Annotated in this window: 19 protein-coding genes; 14 read left to right on the top strand and 5 right to left on the bottom strand. The window is 72.4% G+C overall.

Going from position 1 to position 17,333, the window contains the following annotated elements; translation table 11 throughout:
- Positions 1-5 precede the first annotated feature (5 nt).
- Entirely contained in the window at positions 6-884 is an 879-nt protein-coding gene (locus NEH16_RS32370) for a class I SAM-dependent methyltransferase (protein ID WP_073969552.1), read from the bottom strand.
- A 192-nt stretch (positions 885-1,076) separates the two neighbouring features.
- Between NEH16_RS32370 and NEH16_RS32365 the strand changes: the two genes are divergently transcribed.
- Genes NEH16_RS32365 through NEH16_RS32355 form a run of 3 tightly spaced genes read left to right on the top strand, consistent with a single transcriptional unit; the run spans position 1,077 to position 3,080 of the window.
- A complete protein-coding gene (locus NEH16_RS32365; RefSeq protein ID WP_073969551.1) occupies positions 1,077-1,331 on the top strand; it encodes a hypothetical protein in 255 nt (84 codons plus the stop codon).
- A 10-nt stretch (positions 1,332-1,341) separates the two neighbouring features.
- The gene (locus NEH16_RS32360; RefSeq protein ID WP_073969550.1) at positions 1,342-2,328 is read left to right on the top strand and encodes a 3-oxoacyl-ACP synthase III family protein; all 987 of its coding nucleotides are present in this window, start codon (positions 1,342-1,344) and stop codon (positions 2,326-2,328) included.
- Positions 2,325-3,080 (top strand): SDR family NAD(P)-dependent oxidoreductase, encoded by a 756-nt coding sequence (locus NEH16_RS32355; RefSeq protein WP_073969549.1) that lies wholly within the window; start codon positions 2,325-2,327, stop codon positions 3,078-3,080. Before NEH16_RS32360 ends, NEH16_RS32355 begins: the two co-directional genes overlap by 4 nt.
- 134 nt (positions 3,081-3,214) lie before the next feature.
- On the opposite strand, the gene NEH16_RS32350 is transcribed toward NEH16_RS32355, so the two are convergent.
- Complete coding sequence (locus NEH16_RS32350) at positions 3,215-4,072, bottom strand: AfsR/SARP family transcriptional regulator (protein WP_265546701.1); 858 nt, start codon at positions 4,070-4,072, stop codon at positions 3,215-3,217.
- Between the two features lie 378 nt (positions 4,073-4,450).
- Between NEH16_RS32350 and NEH16_RS32345 the strand changes: the two genes are divergently transcribed.
- Genes NEH16_RS32345 through NEH16_RS32295 form a run of 11 tightly spaced genes read left to right on the top strand, consistent with a single transcriptional unit; the run spans position 4,451 to position 14,470 of the window.
- Positions 4,451-5,668 carry an aminotransferase class I/II-fold pyridoxal phosphate-dependent enzyme gene (locus tag NEH16_RS32345; protein ID WP_073969547.1) on the top strand — a complete coding sequence of 406 codons (1,218 nt, stop codon included), beginning with the start codon at positions 4,451-4,453 and terminating at the stop codon, positions 5,666-5,668.
- A gap of 46 nt (positions 5,669-5,714) precedes the next feature.
- The gene (locus tag NEH16_RS32340) at positions 5,715-6,965 is read left to right on the top strand and encodes a beta-ketoacyl-[acyl-carrier-protein] synthase family protein (protein ID WP_265546700.1); all 1,251 of its coding nucleotides are present in this window, start codon (positions 5,715-5,717) and stop codon (positions 6,963-6,965) included.
- Positions 6,962-7,795: a MaoC family dehydratase gene (locus NEH16_RS32335; protein ID WP_276103120.1), complete on the top strand. Its 834-nt coding sequence runs from the start codon at positions 6,962-6,964 to the stop codon at positions 7,793-7,795. Before NEH16_RS32340 ends, NEH16_RS32335 begins: the two co-directional genes overlap by 4 nt.
- A complete protein-coding gene (locus NEH16_RS32330; RefSeq protein WP_265546698.1) occupies positions 7,792-9,321 on the top strand; it encodes an AMP-binding protein in 1,530 nt (509 codons plus the stop codon). Before NEH16_RS32335 ends, NEH16_RS32330 begins: the two co-directional genes overlap by 4 nt.
- Positions 9,318-9,575: an acyl carrier protein gene (locus NEH16_RS32325; protein ID WP_265546697.1), complete on the top strand. Its 258-nt coding sequence runs from the start codon at positions 9,318-9,320 to the stop codon at positions 9,573-9,575. Before NEH16_RS32330 ends, NEH16_RS32325 begins: the two co-directional genes overlap by 4 nt.
- 2 nt (positions 9,576-9,577) lie before the next feature.
- Positions 9,578-10,618 (top strand): hypothetical protein, encoded by a 1,041-nt coding sequence (locus NEH16_RS32320; protein WP_073969542.1) that lies wholly within the window; start codon positions 9,578-9,580, stop codon positions 10,616-10,618.
- Positions 10,611-11,447: a tryptophan synthase subunit alpha gene (gene trpA / locus NEH16_RS32315; protein ID WP_265546696.1), complete on the top strand. Its 837-nt coding sequence runs from the start codon at positions 10,611-10,613 to the stop codon at positions 11,445-11,447. The genes NEH16_RS32320 and trpA overlap by 8 nt, the downstream gene beginning before the upstream one ends.
- Before the next feature lie 2 nt (positions 11,448-11,449).
- Positions 11,450-11,824, top strand: coding sequence for an ectoine synthase (locus NEH16_RS32310; RefSeq protein WP_073969540.1), 375 nt, complete (start codon positions 11,450-11,452; stop codon positions 11,822-11,824).
- Between the two features lie 35 nt (positions 11,825-11,859).
- On the top strand, positions 11,860-13,005 hold the full coding sequence (locus NEH16_RS32305; protein WP_265546693.1) for an acyl-CoA dehydrogenase family protein: 1,146 nt from the start codon (positions 11,860-11,862) through the stop codon (positions 13,003-13,005).
- Positions 13,002-13,757 carry an N-(5'-phosphoribosyl)anthranilate isomerase gene (locus tag NEH16_RS32300; protein WP_265546692.1) on the top strand — a complete coding sequence of 252 codons (756 nt, stop codon included), beginning with the start codon at positions 13,002-13,004 and terminating at the stop codon, positions 13,755-13,757. Before NEH16_RS32305 ends, NEH16_RS32300 begins: the two co-directional genes overlap by 4 nt.
- Positions 13,754-14,470, top strand: a complete 717-nt coding sequence (locus NEH16_RS32295; RefSeq protein ID WP_073969537.1) for an indole-3-glycerol-phosphate synthase — start codon at positions 13,754-13,756, stop codon at positions 14,468-14,470. Before NEH16_RS32300 ends, NEH16_RS32295 begins: the two co-directional genes overlap by 4 nt.
- Before the next feature lie 60 nt (positions 14,471-14,530).
- On the opposite strand, the gene NEH16_RS32290 is transcribed toward NEH16_RS32295, so the two are convergent.
- The 3 genes from NEH16_RS32290 to NEH16_RS32280 are packed head-to-tail and all read right to left on the bottom strand — an operon-like array spanning position 14,531 to position 17,225.
- The gene (locus tag NEH16_RS32290) at positions 14,531-15,166 is read right to left on the bottom strand and encodes a DUF6875 domain-containing protein (RefSeq protein ID WP_265546691.1); all 636 of its coding nucleotides are present in this window, start codon (positions 15,164-15,166) and stop codon (positions 14,531-14,533) included.
- Positions 15,163-15,804 (bottom strand): hypothetical protein, encoded by a 642-nt coding sequence (locus tag NEH16_RS32285; protein WP_265546689.1) that lies wholly within the window; start codon positions 15,802-15,804, stop codon positions 15,163-15,165. Before NEH16_RS32285 ends, NEH16_RS32290 begins: the two co-directional genes overlap by 4 nt.
- Positions 15,801-17,225 (bottom strand): pyridoxal phosphate-dependent decarboxylase family protein, encoded by a 1,425-nt coding sequence (locus NEH16_RS32280; RefSeq protein WP_265546686.1) that lies wholly within the window; start codon positions 17,223-17,225, stop codon positions 15,801-15,803. The genes NEH16_RS32285 and NEH16_RS32280 overlap by 4 nt, the downstream gene beginning before the upstream one ends.
- Between the last annotated feature and the right edge of the window lie 108 nt (positions 17,226-17,333).

The raw sequence follows: 17,333 nt of genomic DNA, 5'->3' as shown, positions 1-17,333 counted from the left end.
GCCTCCTAGCGGCGCGCGATGGTGACGCGGAAGTTGTTGAAGAACTTGTCCTCGAGCGTGTACGCGAAGATGTCGAGGTAGCGCTCGAAGCGGGCCACGACCTCCTCGCCCTCCATGGCGACGGCCTCGTCGCGGCGCTCGGCGAGCAGCTTCAGCCAGGCCCGGCAGGCCACCGCGAACGACTCGCGCTCGTTGACGATCTCGACCACGTCGAACAGTCCCTCGGCGGCCTGCGTCAGCTCGTGCAGGTGCGGGATGTGGCAGTTCTCGAACTCCGAGCGCTGAAGGAACTTCAGGTCGTCGAGCAGCTGCCGGTTCATGGGCAGCGCCTCGGCCGTCATGGTGTGCAGCACGAAGTGGGCGCCCGGCTTCAGGGCGGCGCCGACCTTCTGGAAGAACACCCGGTACTTCTTGGTGCGCTCGCGCGGCGGCAGCGTCGAGGAGACGAAGTGCTCCAGGGCGTTGATGCAGAACGCCGCGTCGTACGGGTCGTCGGTGGTGTGGTCCTCCCAGGACTCCACCCGCGTGGTGATCCGCGGGTTGTCCAGGCCGGCGATGAACTGCTCCTGCGTGCGGCTGAGGGTCAGCCCGACCGCCTGCTCGACGCCGTGCACCGTGGTGACGCGGTTGAGCATGGTGCCCCACCCGCAGCCCACGTCCAGGACGCGGCGGACGCCGGCCGCTCCCGCCAGCTCGACGAACTTGTCCAGCTTGCGCTCCTGGGCCTCGTCGAGGGCCTCGGTGAGACCCTCGCCCTCCTCCCAGTAACCGCCGGAGTACATCATCGTCGGGCCCAGCAGGAGGCGGTAGAAGTCGTTGCTCACCTCGTAGTGGTGCCTGATCGCGTCGACCTCGGGGACCGACTGGTTTGCGACCGTGGTCATCTTCGTCCTCAACTCCCGTCCGGCTCATGCTCATGGCGTGGTGCCTGCGATGTCATCGCGAGACGAGAAAACCCCCGCATCGCAAGAGACGTGCAACACGACGGGGGCGCCGGCTGTTGCGCGCCGGTTGCGTGCGTACGGGTTCCATGCGTTTCGAAAAGGCCAAGCCCTGCGGAGGAAGGACCTCACCCCATGTCTCTGCCCACCATCGAAGAACTGGCGAGCCAGCTCGAGGCCGTGTCCGGCGCCCAGAAGGTCGACCCGGACCACCCGCTCCAGCACATCCCGGACGTGGACTCGCTGGACCTCATGGAGTGGCTGTACGGGTTCCAGAACAGCTACCCGGACATCCCGGCCGACGAGTCGCTCTTCGCCGACCTGGACGACACCACGACCCTGCGCCACGTCTACGACCGCATCCTGGCGCTCGTGCCGGCGCAGGCCTGAGCGGGCGCGCATGAACGGCTTCGACATCACCGGATGGGGCATATCCGTCCCCGAAAAGGTGGTCACCAGTGCGGAGCTCGCCGAGCGCTTCGGCGTCGACGAGCACTGGATCACCAGCCGGTGCGGGATCAGTGAACGGCGCGCCGTCGGGCCCGGCCAGACGACAGCCTCGCTGGCCGTCGAGGCCGGCCGGCGCGCCCTCGCCAAGGCGGGCCTGAGCGGCGGCGACATCGCTCATCTGATCGTCGCCACCGCCACGCCCGAGCAGCCCTCGCCGGCGACGTCCGCGTTCGTCCACCACGAACTGGGCATCGCCGGCAGCGCGCACGACGTCAACTCCGAGTGCGCGGGCTTCGTCTACGGGCTCGTCTCCGCGATGGCCCTCATCGCGATCGACCCCAGGCCGATCCTGCTCATCGGCTCCGACACCCACACGCTGACCGCGAACCCCGCCGACCGGGACCTGTCGATCCTGGTCGGGGACGGCGCGGGAGCCGTCGTGCTCGTCCCCGCGGCCGACAGCAACGTCCTCGCCTGGAACCTGGGCGCGGACGGCAGCTGCACCGGCAGCCTCAAGGTCCTCGCGGGTGGCAGCCGTATGCCCACCACCGAGGAGACGGTGCGCCAGGGTCTGCACTACGCGCAGATCAACGGGAACGAGATCTATCTGAACGCCGTGCGGTACACCGTCCGTACGGTCCGGGAGACGCTGAAGAACGCCAAGGTCGAGGCGGCCGACGTACGCCACGTCATCCCGCACCAGGCGAACATCCGCATCATCAACTCGATCCTCGGCCACACCGGGCTGCGGCCCGAGGCCCTGGTCGCCAATCTCCAGAAGTACGGGAACACGGCGTCCGCCTCCATCCCGATCGCCCTGGCCGAGGCGCTGGACGAGGGCCGCATCGAGAACGGCGACCTGGTCCTGTTGGCCGGCTTCGGCGCAGGCATGACCTGGGGCTCCATGCTCCTCGAATGGCGCGGAGGGACACGATGAGTACGCAGAAGCCCGCCGGCACCCGGCCCGAGCATCCCGTCGCCCTGGTGACGGGCGCCTCCGGCGGGCTCGGCCAGGCGCTGGCGATCGAACTGGACGCGCTCGGCTGCAAGGTGGCCGTCCACTACAACAGCGCGAAGGACGCCGCCCTCGCGGTGCAGGAGAAGCTCACCAACGACTCCGTCCTGGTGACCGGCGACGTCGGCTCGTACGAGGCCGTCACGGCGATGCACGCGCAGATCGCCGAGCGACTGGGCCCGGTCGACGTCCTCGTCAACAACGGCGCGATCCGCCGCGACCAGGTCATGGCGATGCAGAAGCCCGAGGACTGGGCGGCGGTGATCCAGACCAACCTCATCGGCTCCTTCCACACGGCCCGGGTGTGCGTCCCGCACATGCTGCGCAAGCGGTGGGGCCGGGTGATCAACGTGGTCTCGCCGTCGGGTCTGATCGCCACGGCCGGGCAGACGGCGTACTCCGCGTCCAAGGCCGGCCTGATCGGCTTCACCCGGACCCTGGCCGCCGAGTGCGGGCGGCGGGGCGTCACGGTCAACGCGCTCTCGCCCGGATTCATGATCACGGGAATGACGCAGACCCTCCCCGACCATGTGGTGGAGTCGATGGAGAAGAAGGCACCGGTGCCCCGCTTCGTGACCGTGGAAGAAGTCGCGCGCAGTTCCGCCCTCTTCCTCGACCAGGACTGTATGACCGGCCAGGTCATCAGCATCGACAGCGGCGTCACCATCACCTGATATCCGCCCCGGGCGGGCTTTCCCCGGAAAGCCCGCCCGGGGAAACGAATTCCGCATGAAACGTCCGCGGAATGCTCCTGCGAACCGGATTTCGCAGGAGCATTCCGCGGACGTTTCCCTGCCCGGGCCAGGGCCTACGCGGCCGGCGGGAGCAGGGGCTCGTACGCGCTCATCAGGAGCGGGTCGATGCCGGCCGGGCCGCCGTACGGGGCCATCGGACGGGGCGCCTCGCGGGCCGGGTCGGGCTCGCGGAGCAGGCCCAGATAGAGCGTCTGGGTGGACGGGGCGGGCTCGATGCCGAGCTCGTCCGACAGGAGCTCGCGCAGCTGCTGGTAGACGCGCAGCGCGTCCGCCCGGTTGCCGGCGGCGGCGTGCGCCGTCATCCGGCAGCGGTGCGCGCTCTCCCGGAACGGCGCCCTGCGCACCGCCTCGTCGGCGTACCGCAGGGCGTGGTGGCTGTTGCCGAGGGCGGCGGCCGAGGCGCTGGACAGCTCCAGGGCGCTCAGCCGTACCGCCTCGATGCGCTCGCGGGTGGTGTTCACCCACTCGCCCTCGTGGGCGGGCAGGAAGGCGCCGCGCAGATTGGCGACCGCGCCGGAGGCCAGTTGCAGGGCCACCGCGTGCGCGCCCTCCCGGCACGCCTGCCGGGCCTCGGAGACCGACGCCTCGGCCATCTCCACATCGGTCAGCGCCTCGCCCGGCAGATGCAGCAGGTAACGCCCGCTCTGGGCGACCAGCGGCGTCTCGCCCGGCTTCTGGTGTGCGCTGGTGACGAAGGACCGCACCCGGCTGACGACACTGCGCAGCGCGGACGCCCAGGTGTCGGGCAGCCCCTGCGGCCACAGCGTGTCCGCGAGCTGGTCGCGGCTGGTGCCTGCGGAGCGCTCCAGGACGAGTCGGGCGAAGGCGATCTGAGCCTGCGCGCTCGACAGGTGCCGGGGCGGTTCCGCCTCGTGCTCGATGCTGACAAGTCCTACGAGCCGGATCAACACGTCGACACTCCCCCTGCGGCGGATCAGGAACCGAGCGGGGAACACGGCGCCCTTGCTTTCGCGTTGCGCCGTTCAGTTCTCGCCATTCCCCGTGATGTCGACGTGACCCTCGCAGGGGCGTTCAGGCCGTGTCAATTGAGCCCGGGAACATACCGGGGGAATGAGTGGAAGCCCAAGTTCCGCTGAATCGCGGGCCCATGTCCCTTCCCTTCTCCATGCATTCACCAGGGGATTTCTAGCGAATCCCGAGCGGCTTCGAGCGTTATTCGAGAAGGGCTCCGGCTCCCTTGTTGCGGCCGCGTTGCGGAGCGCGGCGTAGAAAACCTTTCATGAATAGGCCGTTCGCCGGCCGACTGAATCAGCCTGAGGAGACCCACTGTGAACGCAACCGGAGGTTGGGAACGGCTGGCGCCGAAGCTGGCCGTCACGAACAGGCGTGTGGCGGCACTGGAGTCCGAGCCGGAGCGCCGCAACAGTTTCGTCTCCTACACGGTCGAGCGGGACAGCGCCTACGCCGATCTCGACGGACAACGGCTGCTGATGATGTCCGGCTACAGCTATCTGGGTCTGGGCGGCGACGAACGCGTCGTCGCCGCCGCCAAGGCCGCGCTCGACCTCTACGGCAGCGGCAACCACGGCGTGCGCGCCCTGGCCGGGACGATCCCGCTGCACGAGGAGCTGGAGGCCGAGGTCGCGAGCTTCGCGGACCGCGAGGCGTCCATGGTCTTCAGCTCGGGCTACGCGGCCAACGTGGGCACCGTGGGCGGTCTCGTCGGCGCCGGCGACACCGTCTTCATCGACAAGTACGACCACGCCTCCATCGTGGACGGCTGCCGGCTCTCCGGCGCCACCGTCACCCGCTTCCGGCACAACGACGTCGACCACCTCGACCGCCGCCTGGCCGCCGCCTCGCCCGACGGGGTGCGGCTCGTCATCGTCGACAGCGTCTACTCCATGGACGGCGACATCGCCCCGCTGCCCGAGCTGCGCAAGGTGTGCGACGAGCACAACGCGCTGCTCATGGTGGACGAGGCCCACGCGCTCGGCGTCATCGGCGCCACCGGGCGCGGCATCGAGGAGCACTTCGACCACCGGGTGAAGGCCGACATCAAGCTCGGCACCCTGTCCAAGGGCATCCCGTCCATGGGCGGCTGGGTCACCGGACCCGCCGAGCTGATCGGCCACCTGCGCTACGCCGCCCGGCCGTTCCTCTTCTCCGCCGCCCTCGCCCCGGCCCAGGCCGCGGCCGCCCTGGAGAGCCTGCGCATCCTGCAACGCGAACCGGAGCGGGTCACCCACATCCAGCGCGAGTCCGCCCGCCTGCGCGCCCTGGTCAACGCCCAGGGACTGCGTACGCAGGACAGCGTGACCGCGGTGCTGCCGCTGATCGCCGGCTCCGACGAGAAGGCGTACGACCTGGCCACCACCTGCCGCCGCAACGGCGTCATCGGCATCCCCGTGGTCACCCCGGCCGTCCCCAACGACCTGGCCAGGCTGCGGATCGCGGTGACCGCGCGGCACACGCCCGAGGACATCGACTTCGCCGCCGACGCCTTCATCAAGTCCGCCCGCGAGTGCGGCATCATCCCGGCCTGACCGGCCGGTCCACGCCCCGGGACACCGGACGGAGACGAGACCGAAGATGACAGCCGCAGCCTCCCACCGCACCCCGGTGGTGATCACCGGGATCGGTGTGGTCACCCCGGCGGGGTGCACCCCCGAGGCCCTGTGGGCCGCGCTCCGCGCCGGCCGTTCCACCGCAGCCCCGCTCGACCACCTGGACCTCTCCCGCCACCGGGTCCGGATCGGCTGCCGGGTCAGCGGACTCGACACCCAGGGCCCCGACGCCCTCGTGTCCGCCAAGGACGCCCGGCGCATGGACCCCTTCGCGCTGTACGGCACCACGGCCGCGCTCGCCGCGCACCGCGACGCAGGCGCCCCGGTGCCCGAGCCCGGGCGCACCGCGATCGTCGTCGGCAACGCGGTGGGCGGCCGCGCCACCAGTGACCGCGAGTCCGCGCACTACAGCGAGGTGGGCCCGCACCGGGTCAACCCGCTGATGCCGCTGCTCACCATGCCGAACGCGGCGGCCGCCCAGATCGCCATGCGCCTGGGCTGGACCGGTCCCGCGACCACCATCGCGACCACCTGCGCCAGCGGCGTCGACGCCATCGGGCACGCCACCGCGCTCCTGGAGTCGGGCCGGGCCGACGTGGCGATCGCGGGCGGCTGCGAGTCCACCCTGACCCCGGTCACCCTCGCCGCCTTCGGCAACCTGAACGCGGTCTCCGGGCGCAACGAGGACCCGGCGCGCGCCTCCCGCCCGTTCGACCGGGACCGCGACGGGTTCGTCATGGGGGAGGGGGCCGGCTTCGTCGTCCTGGAACGCCTGGACGACGCGCTGGCCCGGGGCGCCCGCACCTACGCCCGGATCGCCGGGTACGCGGCCACCTCGGACGCCTACCACCTGTCGATGCCGCTGGCCGACGGGGCAGGCGCGGTCTCCGCGATGACCGGCGCGCTCACCGCCGCCGGGCTCGCCCCCGACGAGATCACGCACATCAACGCGCACGGCACCTCGACCCCGCACAACGACCGCGCCGAGGCCACGGCCCTCGCCAAGGTCTTCGGCTCCGACGGGCCGCCGGTCACCGCCTCCAAGGGCGTCATCGGCCACCTCATCGGAGCGGCCGGCGCCGTCGAGATCATCGCCGCCGTCCAGGCCATGCGCGCCCGAGAGGTGCCGCCCACCGCCAACCACGAACACCTGGAGCCAGGAATGGAGATCGACGTGGTGCACACCAGTCCACGGCCCGTCGCCCTGGGGCCCGCGCTGTCGAACTCCTTCGGCTTCGGCGGCCACAACGCGAGCATGGTGGTGGCGCCGGTATGACGACCACCACCGCCCGGCCCCGCACCGCGATCCGCACCCTCACCGCCGACGAGGTGGCCGCCTTCCGGGCCGCCGTCCGCGCGGACCTGCCCGCGGCCGAGGCACCCGGCGCCTCCCCGGTGCACGCCTTCGTCCTCGCGCACACCCTCGCCGACGCGACCGTACGCGACCTGGCGGCGGCCGAGCCCGAGCCCGTCTCCGTCGTCCACCTCGGCCAGGACATCCTGATCGAGCAGCCGCTGCTGCCCGGCGAGCAGATCACCGTCGCCCTCGACGTGGTCGGCGCCCGCCGCGAACCGAGGGGCACCCGCGTCGCCGTCCGGGCCCGCCTCACCGCAGCCGACGGCACCCCGCGCGCCGAACTCCTCACCAGCGCCCTGCTGATGGGCGCCGCCGCCATCGAGCCCTTCGGCGGGATCCCGTCACCGGCCGCGCCCGCACCCTCCGGCGGAGCCGGTGAGCCGGCCGTCGCCGAGCACCGGCTCACCCCCGCCTGGATCCGCGGCTACGCGCACGCCTCCGGCGACCTCAACCCGATCCACCTGGACGACCGGGCCGCCAAGGACGCCGGCTTCCCCAGCGTCATCGCGCACGGGATGAGCGTGCTCGCCCTCGCCGTCGAGGAGATCGCCGACCGGTACGCGGACGGCGACGCCACCCGCGTCCTCGCCGTCAGCGGGCGGTTCTCCGCCCCGGTGGTCCCGGACGTGCCGCTCCGGATCGAACTGGCCCCGGACGCCGACCGCACCCTGGTCCGCTTCACCTGCCGCACCCCGTCGGGCATCGCCGTGAAGAGCGGCTGGGCCCGGCTGGCGGGACGGCGGCCATGACCGGCCGGGGCGGCGCCGCCGGACTGCTCCCCGGCTTCCTCACCCAGGTCCGCGAGCGCCCCGACGCGCCCGCCCTCGTCTGGCACGGCGAGGAGACCAGCTACCGCGAGCTGTACGAGAGCGCCGGCCGCGAACGCGAGCGCCTGGCCCTGCTCGGGCTGCCGGCCGGCGAACCCGTCGGCATCCTCGCCGAGAAGTCGCCCGACGCCCTCGCGCTCGTCCTCGGCTGCCTGCTCGCCCACCGCCCGTTCCTGCTGCCCTCCCCGCACCTCGGCGAGCAACTGCTGACCCAGCTGTTCGCGCAGGCCGGCTGCCGGCACGTACTGGCCCCGGGCGGTGAACCGAGGAGTGTGCCGGTCCCGGCCCGGTCGGCGGCGTACCCGGTGCCTCCCCGTACCGCCTTCATGCTCACCACGTCCGGCTCCACCGGGCTGCCCAAGACCGTCCCGCTGGACGAGGGGGCCGTGGACCGGTTCGTGGCCTGGGCCGGGCCGGCCTTCGCCGTCGCGCCGGGCACCACCGTCCTCAACTACGCGCCGCTCAACTTCGACCTGTGCTTCCTCGACGTGTGGACGACCCTCGCGCACGGCGGCCGGGTCGTCCTCGTGGACCCGGACAAGGCCGTCGACGGACGCCATCTGCTCGACCTGCTGCTCCGGCACGACGTCGAGATCGTCCAGGCCGTGCCGATGTTCTACCGGCTCGTGCTGGACGCCGCCCGCCGGGCCGGTGTGCTGCTGCCGTCGGTGCGCCGGGCCGCCTTCACCGGCGACGTCCTGCCCGAACGCACCCTGGCCGAGCTGCGCGACGTCCTGCCCGCCGCCCGCCTCACCAACATCTACGGCTGCACGGAGACCAACGACAGCTTCACGTACGACGTCGACACCACGGCCACCGTCTTCGGCCCGCTGCCCATCGGCACCCCGCTCCCCGGGGTCTCCGTCCTCGTCCTGGACGCCGACGGCCAGGAGGTCACCGGGCCCGGCGCCGGCGAGCTGCACGTCAGGACGCCCTTCCAGACCGCCGGCTACCTCGACCCGGCCCGCAGCCGGGACCGGTTCACCGGCCACCCGCTCGGCCACGACGACGGCACCTGGTTCCGCACCGGCGACCTCGTACGGCGCGACGCCGACGGGCTGCTGTATCTGACCGGACGCAGCGACTTCCAGGTCAAGGTGCGCGGCGTCGCCGTCAACACCGCCGAGATCGAGCAGGTGCTGCTCAGCCACCCCGCCGTCCTGGAGGCCGGGGTCGCCGCGCAGCCCGACCCGCTCACCGGCAAACGGCTCGTCGCCGGGGTGCGGCGCGCACCCGGCAGCGGGCTCAACAGCCTGCTCCTGAAGGAACACTGCGCCCGCGCCCTGCCACGGGCCGCCGTTCCCGGTGTTCTGCGGATCACCGATGAACCGCTGCCCAAGACCGCCACCGGAAAGGTCGACCGCACCGCGCTCGACCGGCTGCGCGGACCGTCCCCGGCACCGGACCACTCCCGCCGGCTGACCACCGTAGAAGGAAGGACGTCATGAGCAACACGGCCACCATCAAGCAGTTCCTGATCGAGGAGTTCCTGCCGGACCTCACGCAGGACGAACTCGCCGACGACCAGGACCTCCTGTCGAGCGGAGCCATCGACTCGCTCGGCCTGCTCAAGCTGATCGCCTGGGTGGAGGACCGCTTCGGCCTCGCCGTGGACGACACGGACCTCGACCCCAACAACTTCCGCAGCGTCACCGCCATCGACACCTTCGTCGCCGGCGCCCGCCAGGAGGTGAACGGCTAGCCATGCACGACGCGCTCACCGGCCTGCTGGCGCGGCGCACGGTGGCCGAGCACGAGACCTGGCGGTCTCTGTGGGACCGGCTCGGCGACGGCACGCTCCCCCGGGAGCAGGCCGTCGCCCTGCTGGCCTCGCTGACCACCCGGCTCCCCGACCCCCCGACGCTGGCCGCCCTGCACGGCACCCTCCTGGAACGGCGCCCCGCGCGCCCCGGGCCCGCCTGGCCCGCGACGGTCAACGTCGTGGGCACCGGAGGCGGGCCCGCCACCTTCAATGTCTCCACCGCGGCGGCCTTCGTCGCGGCCGCCGCCGGTGTGCGCGTCGTCAAGTCCGGCTCCCGGGCCTACACCTCAAGCCTCGGCTCCGTGGACCTCCTCGAACGCCTCGGGGTACGCCTCACCTCCTCGTACGAGCAGACCGAGGAGCACCTGGAGCGGGACGGGATCGCCTTCACCGGGCCGTTCGTCTACCCGGTCGAACTCGCCCGGCTCGCCCGCCTGATCGCACCGGTGAGCATGAAGCCGTTCGGGCGCTTCCTCAACGCGCTCGGCCCCCTCCTCGCCGACCTGCCGGTCACCGCCCAGGTCACCGGGGTCTCGCACACCATGCCCCTGGACGACCTGCGCCGCCTCGCCGCCACGGTCACCGGCCGTACGGTGTGGCTGACCAGCAACGACCGGGGCGCCGACGAACTCCTCGGCTTCGCCCGCAACACCGTGCACATCGCGCGGGGCGAGGACCAGGTCCTGGAGCCCGGCGCGCTGATCCCGGCGGACGGCGGCTTCGAGGCGCTGGCCCCCGCGCCCAAGGACGCGGCCGTCGACCACTTCCTGGCCGTGCTCGCCGGGCGCGCCCATCCGGCGGCCACCCACACCGTCCGCCTCAACGCCGCCGCCCTCGCCCTCGCGGCCGGCCACCACACCACCTGGCGCGACGCGCTCGACGCCACGGACGACGCCGTCACCAGCGGGGCCGCCGCGGCCCTGGTCGAGCGGCTGCGCTCCCGGCGGACCGCGGCGACGGCGGGGGCGGTCCGCCATGGCTGACTTCTTCACCGGGAGCGGACCCGGCCGACCCGGGCTCACGCTGTTCCTCAACGCGGGCGACCCGCCGCTGGACGAGCTGGCCGACGTCGTCCACATGCTCGACGAGGAGGGCGTCGACTGCCTCGAACTGGCGGTGCCCTTCCCGGACTCCTTCACCGACGGGCCGGTCGTACGCCGCTCCGCCCGGCGCGCCCTGGACCGGGGCACCGGCCTGGACGACGTCCTCGGCTTCGTCGCCCGCGTCCGGCCGGGGCTGCGGCGGCTGCGGATCGCGCTGCTCGCCGACTGGAGCCACTCCCTCAAGCACCGGGACCTGGGCGCTGCCGTCAAGGACATCACCGCGTCCGGCGCCGACGGCCTCCTGGTGCACGGCCTGCCGCCCCGGCTGCGGGACGCCTACCGCGAGGCCACCGAGGCGGCCGGCACCGCCGTCGTCACCACCTGCTACCCGACCAGCCCGGAGGAGACCCGGGCCCGGGCCGCCCGCGAGTCCTCCGCGTACGTCTATCTGGTGGCGCACTACGGCCGCAGCGGCACCGCGCCGCCCGCCGGGCACGCCGCGCTCGCCCCGGTCGTCGCCGGGCTGCGGGCCCACACGAACTCCCCGATCGCCGTCGGCTTCGGGGTCAGTACGCGCAGCCACGTCGCGGCGGTCGCCGCGAGCGGGGCCGACGCAGCGATCGTCGGTTCCGCGGGCGTGGCGCGCGTGGAGCAGGCCCTCGACGAGGAGGGTTCCGTCACCACGGCACTGCGCGACTTCGTCCGGTCGCTCCAGCCCGGACCGGACGAGACAAGTACGGCCAATACCCCTATCCGAACAAGGAGTTGACCATGATCATCCGTGACCTGGAGACCGTCAAGAGCGTCGACTGGGGCAACGGGCTCAGCCGTCGTTTCCTCACCGAGTCCGACGGCGTCGGCTACTCGATCACCGACACCACGGTGCGAGCCGGCACCAAGTCCCGCCTGGAGTACCGCAACCACCTGGAGTCCTGCTACTGCATCGAGGGCTCCGGCGAGGTGGTCGAGCTCGACGGCACCGTGCACCCCATCACGCCGGGCCGGCTGTACTCCCTCGACCAGCACGACGCGCACTACCTCGTCGCCTCCCCGCACGAGGACCTGAGACTCGTCTGCGTCTTCACCCCGGCGCTCCAGGGCGACGAGGTGCACAGCCTCGACGCGCACACCTCCTCCGCCTACTGATCCGCACGGCACCCGCACCTCTGAAAGGGGTCCCAGTGATCCGCTGGAACACCGACCAGGCCGACCTCCGGGCCGGCCTGGCCCGGTGGGGCGAGGCACTCAGCGCCGACCACATCGCCCAGGACGAACGAGCGGAGTTCTCCTGGGAGAAGTGGAAACTGGTGCGCCGGGCCGGCATCCTCGCCCTGCCCTTCGCCGAGGAGCACGGCGGCCTGGGCCAGTCCCTCCTCACCACCATGTACGTCCTGGAAGGGCTCGGCGAGCACTGCCGTGACGCGGGTCTGAACTTCTGCGTCACCACCACGCTCGCCAGCACGGGCGTCCCCCTCATGCGCTTCGGCACGCCCGCGCAGCAGGCGGAGTACCTTCCCCGGATCAGCTCCGGCGAGGCGATCGGCGCCCACGCGATCACCGAGTCGGAGTCCGGGAGCGACGCGATGGCCATGGCCACGCGCGCGGAACGCGACGGCGACGACTTCGTGCTGAACGGAAGCAAGTGCTTCGTCAGCAACGGCCCCGTCGCCGACGTGTTCGTCGTGTACGCCCGCACCCACCCCGACGGCGGCGCCCTCGGCGTGACCGCGTTCCTCGTGGACCGGAACACCCCGGGCCTGACCGTCGGCAGGCCCGTCAAGAAGATGGGCCTGCGCACCTCCCCGCTCAGCGAGCTGTACTTCGACGACTGCCGCATCCCGCGCGACCGGGTCCTCGGCCGAGTGGGCGGCGGCTTCATCGTCCTCGACTACGTGATGAAGCGGGAGATCCTCCTCTCGTTCATCGTGAACGTGGGGGAGATGCAGCACCGGTTCGACCGCTGCGTCGAGTACGCCCGCACCCGCCGCTCGTTCGGTAAGACGATCGGCTCCTACCAGTCCATCGCCAACAAGATCGTGGACGCCAAGATCGGCCTGGAGTCGGCCAGGAAGTGGCTCTACGACACCGCCGAACGCCTTGAGGAGGGCGAGGACGTCACCGAGGACCTGGCCATCGCCAAGCTGATCACCAGCGAAGCCAACCTCGCCGGCTCGCTCACCGCCGTCCAGGTCTTCGGCGGCCACGGCTACATGAGCGAGTACGGACTGGAGATCGACGTCCGCAACGCCGTGGGCGGCACGATCTACTCGGGCAGCAACGAGATCCAGTACAACCGCATCGCGTCCAAGCTGGGCCTGGGCCGATGACCACCCTGTCCCCACCGCGCACCCTCAAGGTCTGCGGCGCCACCAGCACCCGCGACATCGAGGTGCTGGCCGGCGCCGGCGCCGGACTCGTCGGCCTCTGGCACGGCGTCCCCGGCGGCCCCGCGGACCTGCCCGAGCACGAGGTGGCCGCCCTCGCGGCGGCCGTCCGTGCCACCGCCACCCTGCACCCCGTCCTGGTCACCTTCCTCGGTGACCCGGACGCGGTGGCCGGCGTCCTGCGCCGCACCGGCATCCGCACCGTCCAGCTCCACGCCTACCAGCCGCCCGCCACCGTCCGCGCCCTGCGCACGGCACTGCCCGACGCCGTCATCGTCAAGGTGCTGCACGTCGCGGACGGCACCTGCCCGGAACGCCCCCTGATCGGGGCGTACGAGCGGGCCGGCACCGACCTCTTCCTCATCGACGCCACCACCGCCGACGGCCGCGTCGGCTCCACGGGGCAGCGTCTGGACGAGGAGACCGTCCTCCGCCTGGCCGAACGGTTCACCCTGCCGTTCTGGCTCGCCGGCGGACTCGACCGGACCAACCGGTCCGCGTACGAACGGGTCCTGCGCCACCCCCGGCTGCGCGGCATCGACGTCGACACCGCGGCCCGCGGCGGCGACGGCCGCTTCGGCGCACCCGAGGTGGCCGCACTGGCCCACGCCTGGGACGCCGGGCCGGGCCACCCCACCCCCCGCACTCCTTCCGCCACGGACACCCCGACCACACGGCCTACGGAGCAGCCATGAGCCTTCCCTTCATCGAGTCCCTGCTGTCGGCCCCGCAGCCCCTGGTGATGGAGGTCAAGCGGCGCGACGCGTTCGGCTTCGACCTCATCTCGGGACACACCCCCGCAGAGATCGTCACCGCGTACGAGAAAGCCGGGGCACCCTGCATCTCGGTCGTCACGGGACGCTGGTTCGGCGGCACCCGCGAACTGCTCCGCGATGTCGCCCGGCTGACCGAACTCCCGCTGCTCCAGAAGGACTTCATCACCCGCAAGGACCAGCTGGAGACCGCCCGGGAGCTGGGCGCGTCGGCCGTCCTGCTCACCGCGGGACTGCTCTCCGCCTCCGCGCTGCGCGGGCTCACCATCGCGGCGCTCAGTGCGGGCCTGACCCCGTTCGTCGAGGCCACCACCGAGGCCGAGATCGCGTCCGTGCCGCACGCCGACGAGTGCGTCATCGCCGTCAACAACAAGGACATCAAGACCCGGGAACGCGACCGGGGCGACCTGGACCGCAGCTTCGAGCTGCTGCCCGCCCTGATCGCGAGCGGCACCCCCTGCCCGGTGAGCGCCAGCGCCATCGACAGCCCGCAGACGGCGGCCCGGCTGCTGGACGCCGGCTACAAGGGCCTCCTCGTCGGCACCGCCCTGCTGCGCAGCGGCGACCCCGGCGAGTGGCTGCGTACGCTGGAGAGCAGTCGGCAGACCGTGCGGTCGGCCCTCCATCCGTCGTGAGTGTCCGCACCGCGCGAAGGGGGCTCCGCGGCCACGGAGCCCCCTTCGCGTGTCACGTCCTCAGGACACGACGCGGTTGACCAGCTGGTCGCGCACCCGCGCCGGGATGTCCGGGGCGAACCGGCGCAGATAGTGGTCGATGTGCCGGTCGGCGCCGACCAGGAACGGCAGGTCGAACACCAGCAGCCGGCGCACCGCGAGCAGCGGCACGGGTGAGCGCAGCGGCGCGAAGTCCTCGTTCCACAGCCCCGGTTCGGCGCACAGCGGATGGAACTGGCCGATCATCAGCCCCTGGGCCACGAAGTCGTCCTTCGCGTCCGCCTGCAACAGGTCCAGGTCCGCCGGGTCCGCGTGGTCGAGCTCCGGAAGCACCATCAGTACGGTGAGGAGTTCCCGCTCGTCCTCCGCCAGCTCCGCCGCCAGCCGTTCGTACCAGGTACGCAGCGCCTCCACGGCACCCGGCAGCGCGGCCGGGGTGCTCTGCGCCGGCACGGCGAGCAGGAACCGGCCGGCGCGCAGCGACGGCTGGGTGTACGGGCAGACGGGACCGCTTCGGCCCAGCTCGGGATGGCTCGACACCAGGAAGGTCCGGCTCCACTCCAGCACCTCGCGCAGCGGCCCGAGCTGTCCGGCCGGGACGAGGCCCCGGTCCACCTGACCCGGCGTGTAGATCTGGAGCCGGCTGTCGCCCCTCATCGCGGCTCCCGCCACATCGGCCGGAGGCGTGGCCCGCCGTCCGGCAGCACGATGTCCTCGCCCAGCCGGACGAAGCCCTGGCCGCGCGCCGACGCCTCGCCGCCGGGCGAGCTGGCCTCCGCGTACGCCCCGCAGCCCGCCGCGTCGGCCTCCCGCAGCACCTCGGCGACGAGCGCGCCGAGCAGCCCCCGGCCGCGCGCACCGCCGCGCACCGCGCCGAACGACGCGTAGTAGTGCGGAGCGACCGGGTGCCGGGACGCCTGGAGCTCGGCGATCAGCGCCAGCGAGGCGGCCTCGCGGACACCGAGGACGTCCTCGAAGCGCCCGGCGAACTCCTCGCCCCGCGCCTCCAGCTCGGCCTGGGCGTCCGGCGGCGTCCACAGCAGCACGGCGTCCAGGTCCGGGGTGCAGGTCACCGCGTCGTACGCGAACGACATGTCGAGGAACACCCCGAACAGACCGGGCAGCACCCGCGCCCTGCGTTCCGGGTCCGGGGTGATCCAGCGGGTGAGCGGGTCGTCGTGGAACGCGTCCGCCAGCAGCGCCGCGAGGGCGCCGGCTTCGGCCCGTCGGGCGCGCCGCAGAACCGGCCGGGGTGCGGTCGGCGAGGGCGGCGGGAACGTGGACAGGTGGGTCACGAAGTTCTCCTCCCGTTCGATGAGGGGTGTGCCGGGCGCGGCGGTCGGACGCGCCCGGTCGCCGCCAGCTGCTCCACCCGGGTGTGCAGCTGGTCGAGGTGCAGTTCGGCTTCGGGTTTGATCAGGACGCTGCGCATCACCCGGGCCGTGTCGGCGTCGGCCGCCACGTCGGGCCGGCGCCGGGCGAAGTCCGCCGCGTCGGTCCGCAGCACGCTCAGGAACACGGGGTCCCGCTCCGCGTGCATGCCGTCCGTGAGCAGCCGGCCGGACGCGGCGTCGACGGCGGACAGCGTCAGCGGCCGGGTCGCGGGGAAGTAGCTGACGATGTCCAGCTGCGGTGCCTGGTACGTCTCCAGCTCCTCGGACGCCTCGATGCGCTCCGCCCATCCGACGGCCGCGCGGCGGCTGCCGGCCAGGACCTCGCCGAAGCCGTCCCGGGTCAGCGGCAGCAGTTGCAGCGTCAGCCAGAGCGCGGCGGCCGCCGCCCCGGCCCGCGAGCACTCCAGGCTGATCTCGCCCAGGTGCAGTGCGGCCTCGGTGAAGTAGGTGTACGGCGAGTCGTGCGCCAGGTGGTTGCGGGCGGCGTCGTCGTTGAACAGCACCGCCCCGCACCCGTAGGGCTGGAGGCCGTGCTTGTGCGGGTCCACGACGACCGAGTCGCAGTCCGCGATGGCCCGCCACGGGCGTACGTCGATGCCCTCGGGCCGGTCCGAGCGCCCGAGGAGCGCGTAGAACCCGCCGTAGGCGGCGTCCACATGGACCCGTACGCCGTACCGCCGGGCCAGCGGCACCACCTCGTGCACCGGGTCGACCGCCCCCAGCCCCGTCGTCCCCGTGGTCACCACCACCGTGCCGACCCGGCCGGCCGCGAGCAGCTTCTCCAGGGCGTCCAGATCGATGCGGCCCAGGCCGTCGGCGGGCACCCGGTGGCCCTCGATGCCGAGCACCCCGCACATGCGGGCGTGCGTGTAGTGGCACTCGGCGCTGTACGCGATGCCGCGTCCGGGATGCGTCTGGCGCGCCACGTACAGCGCCTCCAGGTTCGCCATGGTCCCGCTCGTCGTCAGATGGCCCAGGTGCGAACCCCGGAAGCCGAACATGCCGGCGAGCAGGTCCACGCACTCGCGTTCCATCTCGGTGGTGGCCGGGCCGCCCTCGGCGGCGTGGTTGTTCGGGTTGAACAGCATCGCCGTGACGTACCCGACGACCGCCGCCGGATGGGGCGGCTTGACCATCTGCCCCGCGTAGCGCGGATGGAAGAACGGATAGTTGTCGTCCAGCCGCTTGGAGAACGCGGCGAACGCGGATGCGAACTCCTCGTCCCCGACCAGGTGCGAGGGATGCTCCCGGTACGGGCCGAAGCGCTCTCCCCAGTGTTCGGCCACGTCTACGGCACGCGGCAGCCAGTAACGAAGATCCACGCTCGGCCTTTCGGTGGGGGGCAGCGGACGGCTCAGGTATACGGAGCGGAGCGCAAGCCGACCGCAACCGGTTCCCTGGCGGATCTGGCTGCGGCCTGGACCCGTTCT

Origin of the sequence: Streptomyces drozdowiczii, assembly GCF_026167665.1 — a bacterium.
In the GTDB taxonomy this organism is placed as follows: Bacteria; Actinomycetota; Actinomycetes; order Streptomycetales; family Streptomycetaceae; genus Streptomyces; species Streptomyces drozdowiczii_A.
This window is presented reverse-complemented; position numbering and strand designations above follow the sequence as displayed.

What these genes read in the sequence shown, in the direction of transcription:
- NEH16_RS32330 (WP_265546698.1), top strand. Translation starts at nt 7,792, where the DNA reads ATGACCGGCCGGGGCGGCGCCGCCGGACTGCTCCCCGGCTTCCTCACC.
- NEH16_RS32335 (WP_276103120.1), top strand. Translation starts at nt 6,962, where the DNA reads ATGACGACCACCACCGCCCGGCCCCGCACCGCGATCCGCACCCTCACC.
- NEH16_RS32295 (WP_073969537.1), top strand. Translation starts at nt 13,754, where the DNA reads ATGAGCCTTCCCTTCATCGAGTCCCTGCTGTCGGCCCCGCAGCCCCTG.
- NEH16_RS32365 (WP_073969551.1), top strand. Translation starts at nt 1,077, where the DNA reads ATGTCTCTGCCCACCATCGAAGAACTGGCGAGCCAGCTCGAGGCCGTG.
- NEH16_RS32360 (WP_073969550.1), top strand. Translation starts at nt 1,342, where the DNA reads ATGAACGGCTTCGACATCACCGGATGGGGCATATCCGTCCCCGAAAAG.
- NEH16_RS32310 (WP_073969540.1), top strand. Translation starts at nt 11,450, where the DNA reads ATGATCATCCGTGACCTGGAGACCGTCAAGAGCGTCGACTGGGGCAAC.
- NEH16_RS32300 (WP_265546692.1), top strand. Translation starts at nt 13,002, where the DNA reads ATGACCACCCTGTCCCCACCGCGCACCCTCAAGGTCTGCGGCGCCACC.
- NEH16_RS32355 (WP_073969549.1), top strand. Translation starts at nt 2,325, where the DNA reads ATGAGTACGCAGAAGCCCGCCGGCACCCGGCCCGAGCATCCCGTCGCC.
- NEH16_RS32325 (WP_265546697.1), top strand. Translation starts at nt 9,318, where the DNA reads ATGAGCAACACGGCCACCATCAAGCAGTTCCTGATCGAGGAGTTCCTG.
- NEH16_RS32320 (WP_073969542.1), top strand. Translation starts at nt 9,578, where the DNA reads ATGCACGACGCGCTCACCGGCCTGCTGGCGCGGCGCACGGTGGCCGAG.
- trpA (WP_265546696.1), top strand. Translation starts at nt 10,611, where the DNA reads ATGGCTGACTTCTTCACCGGGAGCGGACCCGGCCGACCCGGGCTCACG.
- NEH16_RS32340 (WP_265546700.1), top strand. Translation starts at nt 5,715, where the DNA reads ATGACAGCCGCAGCCTCCCACCGCACCCCGGTGGTGATCACCGGGATC.
- NEH16_RS32290 (WP_265546691.1), bottom strand. Translation starts at nt 15,166, where the DNA reads ATGAGGGGCGACAGCCGGCTCCAGATCTACACGCCGGGTCAGGTGGAC.
- NEH16_RS32370 (WP_073969552.1), bottom strand. Translation starts at nt 884, where the DNA reads ATGACCACGGTCGCAAACCAGTCGGTCCCCGAGGTCGACGCGATCAGG.